Annotated in this window: 14 protein-coding genes; 9 read left to right on the top strand and 5 right to left on the bottom strand. The window is 63.3% G+C overall.

The window, feature by feature from the left end; genetic code table 11:
- Positions 1 to 253: 253 nt before the first annotated feature.
- Together NKI18_RS15450 and NKI18_RS15445 are read right to left on the bottom strand one after the other, a co-directional pair.
- Entirely contained in the window at positions 254 to 1186 is a 933-nt protein-coding gene (locus tag NKI18_RS15450) for a lysylphosphatidylglycerol synthase domain-containing protein (protein WP_352622723.1), read from the bottom strand.
- A gap of 101 nt (positions 1187 to 1287) precedes the next feature.
- On the bottom strand, positions 1288 to 1461 hold the full coding sequence (locus tag NKI18_RS15445) for a hypothetical protein (protein ID WP_353019981.1): 174 nt from the start codon (positions 1459 to 1461) through the stop codon (positions 1288 to 1290).
- Between the two features lie 56 nt (positions 1462 to 1517).
- Between NKI18_RS15445 and NKI18_RS15440 the strand changes: the two genes are divergently transcribed.
- Entirely contained in the window at positions 1518 to 2900 is a 1383-nt protein-coding gene (locus tag NKI18_RS15440) for a Ppx/GppA phosphatase family protein (RefSeq protein ID WP_352622721.1), read from the top strand.
- Positions 2897 to 3607: an RlmE family RNA methyltransferase gene (locus tag NKI18_RS15435; protein WP_254817516.1), complete on the top strand. Its 711-nt coding sequence runs from the start codon at positions 2897 to 2899 to the stop codon at positions 3605 to 3607. The genes NKI18_RS15440 and NKI18_RS15435 overlap by 4 nt, the downstream gene beginning before the upstream one ends.
- A gap of 208 nt (positions 3608 to 3815) precedes the next feature.
- On the opposite strand, the gene NKI18_RS15430 is transcribed toward NKI18_RS15435, so the two are convergent.
- Positions 3816 to 5237 carry an MFS transporter gene (locus tag NKI18_RS15430; RefSeq protein WP_352621029.1) on the bottom strand — a complete coding sequence of 474 codons (1422 nt, stop codon included), beginning with the start codon at positions 5235 to 5237 and terminating at the stop codon, positions 3816 to 3818.
- Positions 5238 to 5532: 295 nt separating this feature from the next.
- Between NKI18_RS15430 and guaB the strand changes: the two genes are divergently transcribed.
- From guaB to NKI18_RS15415, 3 genes are read left to right on the top strand one after another with little or no spacing between them, the layout of a single operon-like run.
- Positions 5533 to 7035, top strand: coding sequence for an IMP dehydrogenase (guaB, locus tag NKI18_RS15425; RefSeq protein WP_352458563.1), 1503 nt, complete (start codon positions 5533 to 5535; stop codon positions 7033 to 7035).
- Positions 7036 to 7066: 31 nt separating this feature from the next.
- Positions 7067 to 7606 (top strand): hypothetical protein, encoded by a 540-nt coding sequence (locus NKI18_RS15420; RefSeq protein ID WP_352621079.1) that lies wholly within the window; start codon positions 7067 to 7069, stop codon positions 7604 to 7606.
- A gap of 28 nt (positions 7607 to 7634) precedes the next feature.
- The gene (locus NKI18_RS15415; RefSeq protein ID WP_352621031.1) at positions 7635 to 8054 is read left to right on the top strand and encodes an MAPEG family protein; all 420 of its coding nucleotides are present in this window, start codon (positions 7635 to 7637) and stop codon (positions 8052 to 8054) included.
- 12 nt (positions 8055 to 8066) lie between these two features.
- On the opposite strand, the gene rnd is transcribed toward NKI18_RS15415, so the two are convergent.
- Positions 8067 to 9218: a ribonuclease D gene (rnd, locus tag NKI18_RS15410; protein ID WP_023674454.1), complete on the bottom strand. Its 1152-nt coding sequence runs from the start codon at positions 9216 to 9218 to the stop codon at positions 8067 to 8069.
- A 73-nt stretch (positions 9219 to 9291) separates the two neighbouring features.
- The gene (locus tag NKI18_RS15405) at positions 9292 to 10539 is read right to left on the bottom strand and encodes an MFS transporter (RefSeq protein ID WP_352621034.1); all 1248 of its coding nucleotides are present in this window, start codon (positions 10537 to 10539) and stop codon (positions 9292 to 9294) included.
- Between the two features lie 391 nt (positions 10540 to 10930).
- Here NKI18_RS15405 and NKI18_RS15400 point away from each other — a divergent pair, with 391 nt between their 5' ends.
- The 4 genes from NKI18_RS15400 to aspS all read left to right on the top strand — a co-directional run bounded on the left by NKI18_RS15400 (position 10931) and on the right by aspS (position 15989).
- Positions 10931 to 12199, top strand: coding sequence for an ABC transporter substrate-binding protein (locus NKI18_RS15400; protein WP_352906901.1), 1269 nt, complete (start codon positions 10931 to 10933; stop codon positions 12197 to 12199).
- Positions 12200 to 12267: 68 nt separating this feature from the next.
- A complete protein-coding gene (locus tag NKI18_RS15395; RefSeq protein ID WP_352621081.1) occupies positions 12268 to 13140 on the top strand; it encodes a carbohydrate ABC transporter permease in 873 nt (290 codons plus the stop codon).
- Between the two features lie 19 nt (positions 13141 to 13159).
- Positions 13160 to 13984, top strand: a complete 825-nt coding sequence (locus NKI18_RS15390) for a carbohydrate ABC transporter permease (protein ID WP_353019978.1) — start codon at positions 13160 to 13162, stop codon at positions 13982 to 13984.
- 214 nt (positions 13985 to 14198) lie between these two features.
- The gene (gene aspS / locus NKI18_RS15385) at positions 14199 to 15989 is read left to right on the top strand and encodes an aspartate--tRNA ligase (protein WP_352621083.1); all 1791 of its coding nucleotides are present in this window, start codon (positions 14199 to 14201) and stop codon (positions 15987 to 15989) included.
- Positions 15990 to 16017: the final 28 nt, after the last annotated feature.

Below are 16017 nucleotides of genomic sequence, written 5' to 3'. Positions count from 1 at the left end.
CGCGTCATCCGATGCTGGCCTCCACTCCAGCCAGCATCTTGAATCACAAAACCGACTGATCCGGAATCCCCTTCGATTCCGTCAAATCAGGAACCGCTCTAGGGCGGAGCAGGAGCGAAGCGACGTAGCGGAGACCCTAGGATCCATGCCGTGACCTTCGAGCTTCGCAGCTTTGAAACAGCAGGCCGCGCCTGGCCTTGCGACCCTCTGCCCATTCTTCACGCGCAGTCTGGAGCGCTTGCCCCCTGATGTCTCAACTCTCGCTGCGGGAGTATTGCGAGTGCTCGAAGAACAGCACCACGCCGAGCGCGATCAGCAGCGGGATGATTAGGTAGAACAGCCGGAATACCAGCAGCGCCGCCAGCACGCCGACCTGGTCCATATGCGACAAGCCGGCGAGGAACACCACCTCGAATACGCCGAGCCCGCCCGGCGCATGCGAGATCTGCGCGATCGAGAACGACGCCAGGAACACGCCGAGCACGATGAAATAGCCGGGATTACCAGTGGCGGGCAGGGCGAAGAAGATGATCGCCGCCGCCGCCAGCAGCTCGATCGGGCCGACCAGCAATTGCCGCGCCACGATCGGCAACGCCGGGTAATGCAGCTGAAAGCTGCCGATCCTGAGTGGTCTCAGATGCAGCCAGCTGCCGAAGACATAGGCCGCCACCACGAGCAGCATGGCGAACCCACCTGCTTGCGACAGCCGGTGATGCGGTATGCCGGAAAACCGGTCGATCACCTCGGGCTCGAGCAGCAGCACGATGCCCGAGACAAACAGAGTCGACAGCACGAAGGTGATCCAGCAGATCGCCACCAGAATGCCGACATCCTGCCCGGTCAGGCCCTTGGTGCCGTAGGCGCGGTAGCGAATCACCGCACCGGAAAACACCGAGCCGCCGATATTGTGCGACAGTGCGTAGGTGGTGAACGAGCAGAAGGTGACGAACAGCCACGATACTTTCTTGCCGATGTGCAGCAGCGCGATGTGGTCGTAGCCGGCGAGCGAGGCATAGGCGATGACCGAACTCAGCGCCGCCAGCACCCAGCCGCGCGCCGGGATGGCGATTATGCCGGCCCAGACATCGTCGAGCGAGATGCCGCGCAATTCGTGCAGCAGCAGCCACAGCGAGAACACCACCGCGGCGATGCCGATGACGGGCCAGAAATAGCGCCTCCAGTTCATGGCATGACGATCATGCGTTGCAGCCCGTACCCGTTTTCCGGTTCGCAGCAGGCAAACCGCCCGCGCTCCCGAATGATTTACCCCTCCATTTCAGAAATGCCTCATTGAAGCCGGCTATTCAACCGGGAAGGCGCGTTGTGGCGCTCGCGCCTTCCCTTCTCCCAAGGGGACAAGGGCTCACCGATGTCGCCGGCTTTCATGCCGCCGGCAAAATTCGCCGCGAGCACTCTTGGTGATCCGGCCGTGCGCTGATAGTCTGGCGGCAACTTGAACATGTAAAAGCGCCTGCTGCGTCCGGTCTCCGGTTCGCGCGGCGCCGGAAGGAACGACAGTGGAAGACCACGAAGCCGGCGCTGGCGCGCCGGAAGTGGGCGTGTCCAGGGGTTCGCCGACGCCGTCCGGCCAGGCAAGCCCATCCACCGGACGCTACGGCCGTCAGGTGCAACCCTGGTCCGGCAATGGACAGGCTGGCGACACGTCCCACGACCACAAGGGCCAGAACGGCCCGCATCAGAACGGCAAACCCAAGAAACGGCGCAAGCGCCGGCGCGGGCGCAAGGTTTTCGCACGCGACGAGACTCGTCCGCTGGCGGCCGGCGCTTCGGTGCCCGCCGCCAACGAGGCCCCGGCCGCGCGCCCGCCCCAGCCAGCGGCTTACGCGCCTCCGCCCTCAGCTCCGCCAAGGCCGGGGCAAGGTGCCCGCACACCGCCGCCGCTGCAGGAATTGCCGGTGTTTGCCGCGCTCGATCTCGGCACCAACAATTGCCGCCTGCTGGTCGCGGTGCCGACGCGCCATGGCCAGTTCCGCGTCATCGATGCGTTCTCGCGCATCGTCAGGCTGGGCGAGGGCCTTACCGCCAATGGCCGGCTTGGCGACGCCGCAATGGGCCGCGCGGTCGAGGCGCTGAAGATCTGCGGTGACAAATTGCGCAACCGCAAGGTCAGGAAGGCCCGGCTGATCGCCACCGAGGCCTGCCGCACCGCCGCCAACGGCGTCGAGTTCCTCGAGCGCGTCGAGCGCGAGGCCGGCCTGAAGCTCGAGATCATCGACCGCCAGACCGAGGCGCGGCTGGCGGTGTCGGGCTGCGGCTCGCTGGTCGAGCGCGACACGCAAGGCGTCGTGCTGTTCGACATCGGCGGCGGCTCGTCCGAAATCGCGCTGATCGACCTCACCGGTCAGCGCTCGCCAAGGCTTGCCAACCATATCGTCTCGTGGACGTCGCTGCCGGTCGGCGTCGTCTCGCTGGCCGAGCGTTTTGGCGGCCGCACGGTCACGCGCGAGATCTTTGGCGCCATGGTCGAGGATGTCGCAATGCGGCTGCGCGCCTTCGACGGGCGCGACCGGCTGAGCCACCTCCTGTCCAGCCCGAGATTCCATTTGCTCGGCACATCGGGCACTGTGACGACGCTTGCCGGCGTCCATCTCGATCTCGAACGCTATGACCGCCGCCGCGTCGACGGGCTGTGGATGGATCGCGACAGCGTCGACCGCATGGTCGAAAAGCTGGTCGGCTGGGATTTCCAGCAGCGCGTCGCCAACCCTTGCATCGGCGCCGACCGCGCCGACCTGGTTCTGGCCGGCTGCGCCATACTGGAGGCGATCCGTGCCGTCTGGCCGTCGGAGCGGCTGCGTGTCGCCGACCGCGGCCTGCGCGAAGGCATATTGAGCGAATTGATGGCCGATGACGGCGTCTGGCGGCGAGGCCGGCAATGACCAAGAAACCGGAAAGACCGAGCTCCGCCGGCATTCGCGTGCTGAAGACGAAGATCAAGAAGAAAAGCGGCCTGAAGGAATCGTCGCGCCGCTGGTTGCAGCGCCACATCAACGATCCCTATGTCCAGCGCTCGAAGGCCGACGGCTATCGCTCGCGCGCCGCCTACAAGCTGATCGAGATCGACGACAAGCACCATTTGCTCAAGCCAGGCATGAAGGTGATAGACCTTGGTGCGGCACCCGGCGGCTGGTGCCAGGTCGCCGCCGCGCGTACCAAGTCGACCGCGGAACACCCTAACGTCGTCGGCATCGACTATCTCGAGATGGACGCCGTGCCGGGCGCGCCGGTGCTGCTGATGGATTTCCTCGATCCGCAGGCACCCGAAAAGCTGGCCGAGACGCTGGGCGGCCAGCCCGACATCGTGCTTTCCGACATGGCCGCACCGACCACCGGCCACAAGCGGACCGACCACATCCGCACCATGCACCTGTGCGAGGTGGCGGCCGATTTCGCGCTGTCGGTGCTGAAGCCAGGCGGACATTTCCTCGCCAAGACGTTTCAGGGCGGCGCCGAAAACGAATTGCTGGCCAGGCTGAAACGGAATTTCCGCTCGGTCCATCACGTCAAGCCGCCGGCCTCGCGCGACGAATCGGTGGAGCTGTATTTATTGGCGAAGGATTTTAAGGGCGGAAACGGCACAGCGTAAAAGCCGCTCTGTAGCGATCCTTCGCACCCCCCTCTGTCCTGCCGGACATCTCCCCCCAAGGGGGGGAGATCGGATGTCATCGCGGCCTTCGCAAACCTTCGACGTGAAGAGTGAGTGCAGTGCCGAAGCTGCCAATCTCCCTCCTTGAGGGGGAGATGGCCGGCAGGCCAGAGGGGGTGCTGTCCCGCCGGCGGTGGAGGGCCACCCCTCAACTCCCCGGCGGGCTCACCGGCTCCAGCGTCTTCGGCGGCGTCAACCGGCCATGTCCAGACACGGCATTGCCGGCGTCCGGCGCCAGCCGCATGAACGACAGCGAGGCTGCCGCCGACACCGCCGCTACGATGAAGAAGGCGGTGTGGAAGTCGCTCAGCGTCAGCGGGCCGCCATGGATCTTGGTCGACACTTCCAGGATGCCGCCGGCCAGCGCCACGCCGAGTGCGATCGCCAACTGCTGGAACACCGCGGTGATCGGCGTCGCCTTGCTGGTGTCGGCGGCCGAAATCTCGGCGTAGGCAAGCGCATTGATGCCGGTGAAGAACATCGACCGGATGAAGCCCCCGGCGAGCAGCATGGCGAGGATCAGCCCATAGGGCGTGTCGGGTGTGAACAGGCCGTTGATGGCGATGGACGCGGCAGCGATGAGCGAGCCTGAAATCAGCACCCGGCGGAAGCCGGCGACCCTGAAGATCAGCGCGGTGACGAATTTCATGCCTATGGCGCCGATCGCCGAGACGAAGGTGATCATGCCGGACTGGAACGGCGTCAGCCCGAAACCGATCTGGAACATCAGCGGCAACAGGAAAGGTACGGCACCAATGCCGATGCGGAACAGTCCGCCGCCGAGCACCGACGAGCGGAACACCCGATTGCGAAACAGCTCGAGCGCCAGCAGCGGATTCTTGGCGCGGCGCGCGTGCAGCAGGTAAAGCACCGTCGATGCCAGCCCGACGGCAACGGTGATAAAGCCGGCAACTGGCGGCAGAGCCGGCAGGCTGACCACCGACAGGCCGAACACAATGCCCGATGCCGCCAGCCCGCTCAGCACGAAACCGATGAAATCGAGCGGCGGCGTCTGCGCGGCGTCGGTCTTCGGCAGGAAACGCGTGGCCAGCCAGATGCCGATCAGCCCGATCGGCACATTGATCAGAAAAATCCAGTGCCAGGAAAAATAGGTCGTGATGAAGCCGCCAACCGGCGGGCCGACCAGGGGGCCGACCAGAGCCGGGACAGTCAGCCACGACATGGCGGCGACGAGCTCGCTTTTCGGCGTCGCGCGTACCAGCACCAGGCGTCCGACCGGCGTCATCATGGCGCCGCCAATGCCTTGCAGGAAACGTGACACCACGAAAGCCGGCAGCGAATTGGAAATGGCGCACGCGACCGAACCGACGATGAACACGGCGATCGCGGCACGGAAGACATTCTTGGCGCCGAAGCGGTCGGCCATCCAGCCGCTGATCGGAATGAAAATCGCCAGCGATACAAGATAGGCGGTCAGCGCCAGCTTGAGCGCGATCGGGCTGGTGTGGATGTCGATGGCGATCGCCGGCAACGATGTCGCAATGACGGTCGAATCCATGTTTTCCATGAATAGAGCGACCGCCAGGATAAGCGGAATGGTGCGGTTCACGATGGATCCGGCCTTGAAATATGCGTCGCGATTGCTTGCCGGCCCTGGGGGCCAAACCGACAGGTAGGGCGGTTATCATGGCTTGGCCCGGATGTCGCATTAATTTGCTGTCACGTTTGTGCGACCGCAAGTCTCGCAGCCCCTGGGGCAAAATGCAGCTTCGCCACTACACAACCATCGGCTTTTCAACGGCGACGGGACGTGTTACGAGCCAGCGCCAATCCTGAAAGGGAAGAAGACGAGTCGGCGCTGTCCATCCAGGGCGAGCGCCTTTCCTGCATTCCGAGGGCTGGCCATGGCAAAAATCATCGAGACGTCCACCGGCGCATTGGCGCTGACCTTTGACGACGTGCTGCTGCAGCCGGGTCATTCCGAGGTCATGCCCGGCGAGACCGACATCCGCACCCGCATCGCCGGCGACATCGACCTCAACGTGCCGATCCTGTCGGCCGCCATGGACACGGTCACAGAGGCGCGGCTCGCCATCGCCATGGCCCAGGCCGGCGGCATTGGCGTCATCCACCGCAATTTCTCGCCGGCCGAACAGGCCGAGCAGGTGCGGCAGGTGAAGAAGTTCGAGTCCGGCATGGTGGTCAACCCGGTCACCATCGGTCCCGAGGCGACGCTTGCCGATGCGCTGGGTCTGATGCGCACCTACAGCATTTCGGGCATTCCGGTGGTCGAGAACGGCGGCACCGGCGGCCACACGGTCGGCCGGCTCGTCGGCATCCTGACTAACCGCGACGTCCGCTTCGCGTCCGATCCGGCGCAAAAGGTCTATGAGCTGATGACCCGCGAGAACCTGATCACGGTCAAGGAGAACGTCGATCAGGACGAGGCCAAGCGGCTGCTCCATCAGCACCGCATCGAGAAGCTTGTTGTGGTCGATCGGGACGGCAATTGCGTCGGGCTGATCACGGTCAAGGACATCGAGAAGTCGCAGCTCAACCCGCACGCCACCAAGGATGCGCAGGGGCGCTTGCGCGCCGCCGCCGCCACCAGCGTCGGCGATGACGGTTTCGAACGGGCCGAGCGCCTCATCGACGCCGGCGTCGACCTTCTCGTGATCGACACCGCGCACGGTCATTCGCAGCGCGTTCTGGATGCGGTGACGCGGGCCAAGAAGCTGTCCAACTCGGTTCGCATCCTGGCCGGCAACGTCGCCACCGCGGAAGGCACCTTGGCGCTGATCGATGCCGGCGCCGACGCGGTCAAGGTCGGCATCGGACCAGGCTCCATCTGCACCACCCGCATCGTCGCCGGCGTCGGCGTGCCGCAGCTCTCGGCGATCATGTCGGCGGTCGAGACGGCGCAGAAATCCGGCGTTTCGGTTATTGCCGATGGCGGCATCAAATATTCGGGCGATCTCGCCAAGGCACTGGCCGCCGGCGCAAGTGCTGCGATGATCGGCTCGCTGCTGGCCGGCACGGACGAGAGCCCGGGCGAGGTCTATCTGCACCAGGGCCGCTCCTTCAAAGCCTATCGCGGCATGGGCTCGGTCGGCGCCATGGCACGCGGCTCCGCCGATCGTTACTTCCAGGCCGAGGTGCGCGACACGCTGAAACTGGTCCCGGAAGGCATTGAAGGGCAGGTGCCGTACAAAGGACCTGTGTCTGGCGTGCTGCACCAGCTTGCAGGCGGCCTGAAAGCCGCTATGGGTTATGTCGGTGGCCGCGACCTTGCCGATTTCCGCGAGCGCGCCACTTTTGTGCGGATATCCAATGCCGGACTTCGTGAAAGCCACGCCCATGACGTCACGATTACCCGCGAAAGCCCGAATTATCCTGGCGGAGCCTGATCGCCATGCGCTTTGGCGCAATCTGGCGGCAATGATCCTGCGGCTGTCGCGCCACGCGGCCGCACTCTGTGTCGTCACCGTGGCGGTTTTCATCATCATGACGGCGATGGAGTTCCTCTATTTTCGCCAATTGAGCGGCGGTCTGCCGTCGCTCGACATGCGCTATACCGGTTTCACCCCGGATGAGGGCATGGCCTGGCTAACAGCCCTCGGCCGGCGCGGCAGCGAAATTATTCTCGTCTGGCATTACCTGACCTTCGACCTGCTTTTTCCGGCGCTGCTATCGCTGACGATGGTCAGCCTGATCCTGGCCACGGGCCGGCGGCTGAAGAATTTCCGTGCACTGCCTGCGCAAACCCAGTCGATATTCGCGGTTGTGCTGGTGCTGCCCTACCTGCTTACCGACTATGCCCAGAATATCGCCGTGGCTCGTCTTTTGTCCGATTTTCTGTCGGCCAATCCGGATTCACTATCCTTCGCCTCGGCGCTGATCGTCACCAAATTCGCCCTACTGGCGATACCAGTGACTGTCATTGCGGCTTTCACTCTGATGGCTCAGAAACGGCCTTGAAGGCTGGGTGACAACGACAGGGGGCGTCTTGAACCAGACCGCGATCTTCTGGCCGATCCTGGCGCAGGTGCTGCTGGTCTATATCGTCTATATCGTAATGGGCCGGCGCCGCTATGGTGCGGTCAGGTCGGGCGAAGCCAAGACCGGCCAGTTCAAGACGCGCTCGACGGAGCCTGGGTCCAGTATCACCGTCGCCGACAATCTGAGCAACCAGTTCGAACTGCAGGTGCTTTTCTACGTCTTATGCTTGACGCTGCACGTGACCAATGGCGTCAATTATCTGACCTTGGCTCTGATGTGGATCTTTGTCGTCTCCCGCTATCTTCACGCGTCGGTCCACTTGACCAGGAATCGGCTAATCCTGCGCAGCAGGGCATTCTACCTGGGCGCGGTAGTTCTTGCACTTGGCTGGATATGGCTAGCGCTGCATCTGCTCGGCTTGGTCTGAGCAAGCTCAAGGCTACAAATCGAACACAGCGATCTTGCGCTTGTCGAACCTGATGGCGAGTTCACCGCGCACCAGCTTGAGCGCGGCCTCGCCGAAGACGGCGCGCCGCCAGCCTTGCAATGCCGGCACGTCGGCTTCCTCGCCCTCGGCAGCGATGCGGTCGATGTCGTCACTGGAGGCGAGTACCTTGGATGCGACGCCCTCCTTTTCGGCAACGATCCGCAGCAGCACCTTCAGCAACTCCGCCGCGGCGCTCGACCCCTCCGGCGGCTGGAAGCTCTTCGGCAGCTTCGGCATCTCTTCCCTGGGCAGGGCAAGGGCAGCGTTTACCGCGCCAAGCAGTGCCGTCGCCGTCGACGAGCGCTCCCAGCCCTTTGGCGTGGTACGCAGCTTGCTCAGCGCCGCAGCGTCGCGCGGCGCCTGCTGCGCCACTTCGTAGATCGCATCGTCCTTGAGCACCCGGCCGCGCGGCACGTCGCGCTCGCGCGCTTCGCGTTCGCGCCAGGCGGCCACCGCCTGCACGATCGCCAGTTCCTGCGGCTTGCGCAGCCGCATCTTGAGCCGCTTCCAGGCATCCTCGGGATGCGGATCGTAGGTCTCGCGCGAGGTCAGCACGTCCATCTCCTCGTTCAGCCAGTGGGCGCGGTTTTCCCGCACCAGCTCGGCGCTGAGATGCTTGTAGACCTCGATCAGGTGGGTGACGTCGGCGAGCGCGTAGTCGAGCTGCTTTTCGGACAGCGGACGGTGGCGCCAGTCGGTGAAGCGCGAGGACTTGTCGAGCCGCGCTCCGGTGATGCGCTGCACCAGCTGGTCGTAGGAGACGCTGTCGCCGAAGCCGCAGACCATTGCCGCGACCTGGGTGTCGAACACCGGATGCGGCACCAGATCGCCGAGATGCACGATGATTTCGATGTCCTGGCGCGCCGCATGGAAGACTTTGACGATCGCCTCGTTGGCCATCAGCCTGAAGAACGGTTTCAGGTCGATGTCGGGCGACAGCGGATCGATCAGCGCGGTCACCCCGGGCGCTGCCATCTGGATCAGGCACAGGATCGGCCAGAAGGTCGTTTCGCGAATGAATTCGGTATCGACGGTGACGAATTCCGCCTTTTCGAAAGCGGCAATAGCGGTCTCGAGTTCTTTCTGGGTGGTGATGACGTGCATCAAATCGCTTTTGGCAAGGGATAGGGTCTCTTTCAATTTCAGCCGCGCGCGCTTTCGTCAAGCGCAAGCACCTCTATCCAGGCTTTGCGGGTTCATCGGGATCGGCATTCCGCTTCGCCAACCGGGCAAAAACCGTCGAAGTGCGCAACAGCGCCGTAAAACGGCTGCGATGGGTGGCCGGCACGGCGGAGCGCGCCCGCATCCGGTAAAGGATGACGGCCACGAAGATCGCATAGACGGTGGCGCTGAACACGAACAGCGCGCTCGGCCCGAAAAATTGCATCACCGTCGAGGCTGCGAACGGCCCGCCGATGGCGCCGAAGGAATAAAACAGCATCAAGGCAGCGTTGATCAGCACGAACTCGCCCTTGTCGGCGCGGTCGTTGGAATGCGCCGCTGACAACGAATAGAGCGGCATGGCGAAGCAGCCGAAGATGAAGACGAGCAGGAAGTTGAGAAACGGGCTGCCGCCTGCCACGAATGCCAGCGCCAGTGCCGCCACCATCGCACAGCACGTCGTCATCAGCAGCACCGAGCGCCGGTCCCAGCGGTCGGAGAGATAGCCAAGCGGGTATTGGATGATGGCGCCGCCGAAAATGCCGACGCTGACGAAGGTGACGACGTCGGCGACCGACATGCCGATCTGCTCGGCATAGACCGGCGACAGGGTGCGGAAGGCGCTGTTTGTGACGCCGACGGCGATACAGCCGAAGCAGCCGAGCGGCGAGATCCGCCAGACGCGCGCCAAATCGAGCTTGACGTCTTCCGGCGGCGTCGGATTGGAGCGGTCGCCGAGCGAAACCGGCACCAGTGAAACGGTGATCATCATCGACATGATGGCGAAGATGGCAAAGCCGCCGGCGCCAAAGATCGGGATCAGGAACTGGGCGCCCGTCACCGAGCCGATGTCGACCATCCGGTAGATGGCAAGCACCCGCGCCCGGTCGGTGTTGGTGACGCCGGAATTCAGCCAGGCTTCCATGATGGTGAACAGGCCGGCAAAGCAGAACCCGCCGGCAAAGCGCACGGCGCACCACATCACCGGATCGATGACCAGCACCAGAAGCAGCGTTCCCGCCGAGGCGATCGCCGCGAGTGCCGAAAAGGCGCGCACATGGCCGACGGACTTCATGATGCGGGTCACGGCAAGGCAGCCGAGCAGGAAGCCGGCGAAATAGAACGTGCCCATCAGGCCGATCGAGGAAGCGGGAAAACCTTCCTGCGCACCACGCAGCGCAATCAACGTGCTCTGCAGGCCGTTGCCGCCGAGCAGGATGCCGGCGGCGATCAGGAGGGGGATCAGCGGGCGGATGGAGGACATGAAGGAAAGCCTGTCGTTGATCCTTCTTGAACCATCACCTTCGCCAATGCCAGCGGCAATTCCCGGCGGCGTTGGGGCCAGCCGGGGGCCTTAATGCATGTCGCGCAAAAGTGTGCAGCGGTTTTGCGATAACGACATGCATAAAAACAAGAACCTAAAGCGCGTCGCATGAGGCCGATCGAACGCGACACGCTTTAGGTGCATTACCGAGGGGGAACTTGCGCTACCGCGTGGCGCCGGACCCTCCGTGTTGGGAACCAAGGCGTATCTTTGTAGTTCAGTGCTGGTGGGCGAATACGCGTCTTGTGAGCTGCCGGTGTGCGGAGACGGTGTCAGGCATCGACGTCGTTTCTGCTGCCCGGCCTGAAGCTCCAAAGGGAGGTCCGCCATCATGAAATTTCATTCCGCATTTGCGGCATTTGCCGTGGCCGCAGTTCTGGCGGCCGGGCCGGCGCGGGCTGTCGACCTCGCCATGGTGTCCGGAGATACCGGCAACGGCCAGAGAATCCTTCGCGAGATCCTCGATCAATACGAGAAGAAGACCGGCAACAACGTTAGCGTCGTTCCGCTGCCTCCCTCGGCGACGGACCAGTTTGGCCAATACCGGCTCTGGCTTGCCGCCGGAAGCAGCGACGTCGACATCTATCAAACGGACATCATCTGGGCCCCCCAGCTTGCAAGGCAGTTCATCGACCTGACCGAAGCGACCAAGGATGTCGTTGGCGCCCATTTCCCATCGATCATCAAATCGCAGACCGTCGACGGCAAGCTCGTCGCCTTGCCGATATTCACCGACGCTCCGGCGCTCTACTACCGCAAGGATCTCCTCGACAAATACGGCGCCAGGGTCCCGGCCAGCTGGGCTGAACTTGCCGATACCGCCAAGCTTGTCATGGACAAGGAGCGCGCGGCCGGCAACAAGGACATGTGGGGTTTCGTTTTCCAGGGCAACGCCTATGAGGGGCTGACCTGCGATGCACTCGAATGGGTGAAGTCGAACGGCGGCGGCCAGATTATCGAGCCGGACGGCACGATCTCCATCAACAATCCGCAAGCAGCTGCGGCGCTGGAAATGGCGAGGAGCTGGGTGGGAACCATCTCGCCGCCCGGCGTTCTGGCCTACCAGGAAGAAGAGTCGCGCGGCGTCTGGCAGACCGGCAACGCCGTCTTCATGCGCAACTGGCCCTACGCCTACGCGCTTGGCAACAGCGAAAGCTCCCCCATCAAAGGCAAGTTCGAGGTGACCACGCTGCCGCCGGGGTCGGGCGAGGGCGCGCGCCCGGCAGCAACGCTTGGCGGCTGGAATCTCGCGGTTTCCAAATATTCGAAGAACCCGGATGCAGCGATCGAGCTGGTCAAATGGATCGCCTCGCCTCAGATGCAGAAGTACCGCGCCTTGAAGGGGGCATATCTGCCGACCATCCAGGCACTCTATGACGATGCCGACATCGCCAGCGCCCAGCCGGTGATTCCGCGCTGGAAGGAAGTCGTCCTCAACGCGGTGCCGCGTCCCTCGGCCCAAGCCAAGAGCCGGTACAATGAGGCATCGAGCGAGTTCTGGACCGCCGTCCACAATACCATTTCCGGCGAGGGCACAGCCGCCGACAACCTTGCCGATCTGGAGTTCTCCTTGACCAGGCTCAAAGGCACCGCCTGGTGACCTCGCCGCGCTCAGGCTCGCTGCTGGCGCGTCAGCGTACGCGCTCGGCATGGCTGCTGCTTGCCCCGATGCTCATCGTGCTCGCCGCCGTTGCCGCTTGGCCGTTGATGCGCACGATCTATTTCGGCTTCACCGATGCCTCGCTCGCCGACCTCGAAGCCCGCCGCTGGGTTGGCTTCGCCAACTATTTCTCCGTCCTGCAAATGCCGAGCGGCCGCGTCGTCTATGACGGGCTGCTCGCCGATCCGGTCTGGTGGCGCGCCGTCTGGAACACGGTGCGCTTCGCGGTGATTTCGGTGACCTGCGAGACGGTGCTCGGCATGATCGTCGCGCTGGTGCTCAACGCCAAGTTTCGCGGCCGCGGCATCGTGCGCGCCGCGATCCTCATCCCTTGGGCGATCCCGACGATCGTCTCGGCTAAAATGTGGCAGTGGATGCTCAACGACCAGTTCGGCATCATCAACGACGTCCTGCTCAAGCTCGGCCTGATCAGCACCAAGATCGCCTGGACGGCCAGCGCCGACACGGCGATGGTCGCCGTCCTTGTTGTCGACATCTGGAAGGCCACCCCCTTCATGGCGCTTCTCATTCTCGCCGGCCTCCAGATGCTTCCACAAGAAATCTACGAGGTCGCCAAGCTCGACGGCGTCGGCGCGTGGAGAATTTTCTGGAAGATCACCTTGCCGCTCATCCGACCGGCGTTGATGGTGGCCATGATCTTTCGCGGTCTCGATGCCCTGCGCATCTTCGATCTGATCTACGTGCTTACGCCAAACAACATACACACCAAGTCGATGTCGGTGTTTGCCCGCGAGAGCCTGTTTGAGTTCGACAAGTTCGCTTCCGGTTCCGCCGCCTCGACGCTTCTCTTCCTTATCCTCGCTCTGCTGACCATGCTCGTTCTTTGGCTCGGCCGGATAAGACTGGACAAGGACTATTGATCATGGGGGACTACTGACCATGTGGATCGTCAAGCGCACGGCTTTCTACCTCCTCGTCGCCGTTATCGTCGTCGTCGCGGTGTTCCCGTTCTACTACGCCATCATCACCAGCCTGAAATCGGGGACGGCGCTCTTCCAGATCGACTATTGGCCGAAGACGATTACCTTCAGCAACTACAGGACCGTGTTCACCGAGGGGACCTTCCTGCGCAACCTCGTGAACTCGCTGTTCATCTCGAGCGCCGTTGTCGTCATTTCGCTGTTCCTGGGCGTCACCGCCGCCTATGCGCTGGCGCGCATCCGCTTCCGCGGCCGCTCGGCTCTGCTCCTCACTATCCTGTCCGTTTCGATGTTCCCGCAATTGGCGGTGCTTGCCGGTCTTTTCGAGCTGATCCGCACCTTCGGCCTCTACAATTCGCCGTTCGCGCTGATCTTGTCCTACATGATCTTCACCTTGCCGTTCACCGTCTGGGTGCTCACCGCCTTCCTTCGCGACCTGCCGATCGAGCTGGAGGAAGCGGCGATCCTCGATGGCGCCACGCCCTGGATCATCATCAGCCGCGTCTTCCTGCCGCTGATGTGGCCGGCGCTGGCGACCACCGGGCTTCTCGCCTTCATCGGTGCTTGGAACGAGTTCCTGTTCGCCCTGACGTTTACTTCCAGCAACGAGCAGCGAACCGTGCCGGTCGCCATCGCCCTGCTCTCCGGCAGCTCTCAATTCGAGATTCCGTGGGGCAACATCATGGCCGCATCGGTGATCGTCACCGTGCCGCTCGTCATCCTTGTCCTGATCTTCCAGCGCAAGATCATCTCCGGCCTCACCGCGGGCGGGGTCAAGGGGTGAGTGCATAGTTGAACTGCCGGCACAGAGCAGCGAACTCAGATTGACGCCTCGAGCACAAATTGATGCCGGTGAGATAGGGGCGGGAAGAACGCGAACTCGACCCGGCTGCCGCTTGCCTTGACAAATGCACCCTCTCATGTGCTTTTCGCGCAAATTTTCAGGCTGGGCCATCATGCCTCGGCCGCAACCCAACATCCGGACTTTAAGAATGACAATGCATCGTTACCGCAGCCACACCTGTGCCCAGTTGAGGAAAAGCGACGTCGGCTCAGCCGTTCGCCTGTCGGGTTGGGTGCATCGCGTGCGCGACCATGGCGGCCTGCTGTTCATCGATTTGCGCGACCATTACGGCCTGACCCAGATCGTTGCCGACCCGGATTCGCCGGCCTTCAAGATCGCCGAGACCCTGCGCGGCGAATGGGTCGTCCGCGTCGACGGCGAGGTCAAGGCGCGCCTCGCCGACACCGTGAATCCCAATTTGCCGACCGGCGAGATCGAAATCTTCGCCCGCGAGATCGAGGTGCTGTCGGCGGCCAAGGAATTGCCGCTGCCGGTCTTCGGCGAGCCGGATTATCCGGAGGACATCCGCCTCAAATACCGCTTTCTCGACCTGCGCCGCGACACGCTGCACAAGAACATCGTCGCGCGGACGAAAATCATCGCCGAGATGCGCAAGCTGATGGGCGACGTGGGCTTCACCGAATTCTCGACGCCGATCCTGACCGCCTCGTCGCCGGAAGGGGCGCGCGACTTCCTGGTGCCGTCGCGCATCCACCCCGGCACTTTCTACGCGCTGCCGCAGGCACCGCAGATATATAAGCAGCTGATCATGGTGTCCGGCTTCGACCGCTACTTCCAGATTGCGCCCTGCTTCCGCGACGAGGACCCGCGCGCCGACCGTCTGCCGGGTGAATTCTACCAGCTCGACGTGGAGATGAGCTTCGTCGAGCAGGAGGATGTGTTCACCACCATGGAGCCGGTGATGCGGGGGGTGTTCGAGACCTTTGCCGCCGGCAAGCCGGTGACGGAGAAGTTTCCGCGCATCGCCTATGATGTCGCCATGCGCAAATACGGCACCGACAAGCCGGACCTGCGCAACCCGATCGAGATGCAGGCCGTCTCGGATCATTTTCGCGACTCTGGCTTCAAGGTATTTGCCAACATCCTTGCCAACGATCCGAAGGCCGAGGTCTGGGCCATTCCGGCCAAGACCGGCGGGTCTCGCGCCTTCTGCGACCGCATGAACTCATGGGCGCAAGGCGAGGGCCAGCCCGGCCTCGGCTACATCTTCTGGCGCAAGGAGGGCGAGAAGCTTGAAGGCGCCGGGCCGCTGGCCAAGAACATCGGCGAGGAGCGCACCGACGCGATCCGACAACAACTCGGCCTTGCCGATGGCGATGCCGCCTTCTTCGTCGCCGGCGATCCGAAGAAGTTCGTCTCCTTCGCGGGAGCGGCGCGCACCCGCGCCGGCGGGGAGCTCAACCTTGTCGACCGTGATCGCTTCGAATTGTGCTGGATCGTCGACTTCCCGTTCTTCGAATGGAACGAGGAGGAGAAGAAGATCGACTTCGCGCACAATCCGTTCTCGATGCCGCAAGGTGGCATCGATGCGCTTAACGGCGAGGATCTGCTAGGCATCAAGGCGTTCCAGTACGACATGGTCTGCAATGGTTTCGAGATCGCCTCAGGCGGCATCCGCAACCATCTGCCCGAAACCATGGTCAAGGCGTTCGAGACGGTCGGACTGGACCGCGCAACCGTCGAGGAACGATTCGGCGGCCTTTACCGTGCTTTCCAGTATGGCGCGCCGCCGCATGGCGGCATGGCGGCCGGCATCGACCGTGTCGTCATGCTTCTGGTCGGCGCCAGGAACCTGCGCGAAGTGACCATGTTCCCGATGAACCAGCAGGCCTACGACCTGTTGATGAACGCGCCGTCGGAAGCCAGCCCGCAGCAGCTTCGCGAATTGTCGCTGCGCGTCGTGGCGACGAAGAAAGAGGTTTAGGAACGCTCCGAACCAGTCCTGTGGATTC

The organism is Mesorhizobium sp. M0800 (genome assembly GCF_040320095.1).
GTDB lineage: Bacteria > Pseudomonadota > Alphaproteobacteria > Rhizobiales > Rhizobiaceae > Mesorhizobium.
The sequence above is the reverse complement of the archived record's forward strand: the minus strand, read 5'-3'. Positions and strand labels throughout refer to the sequence as shown.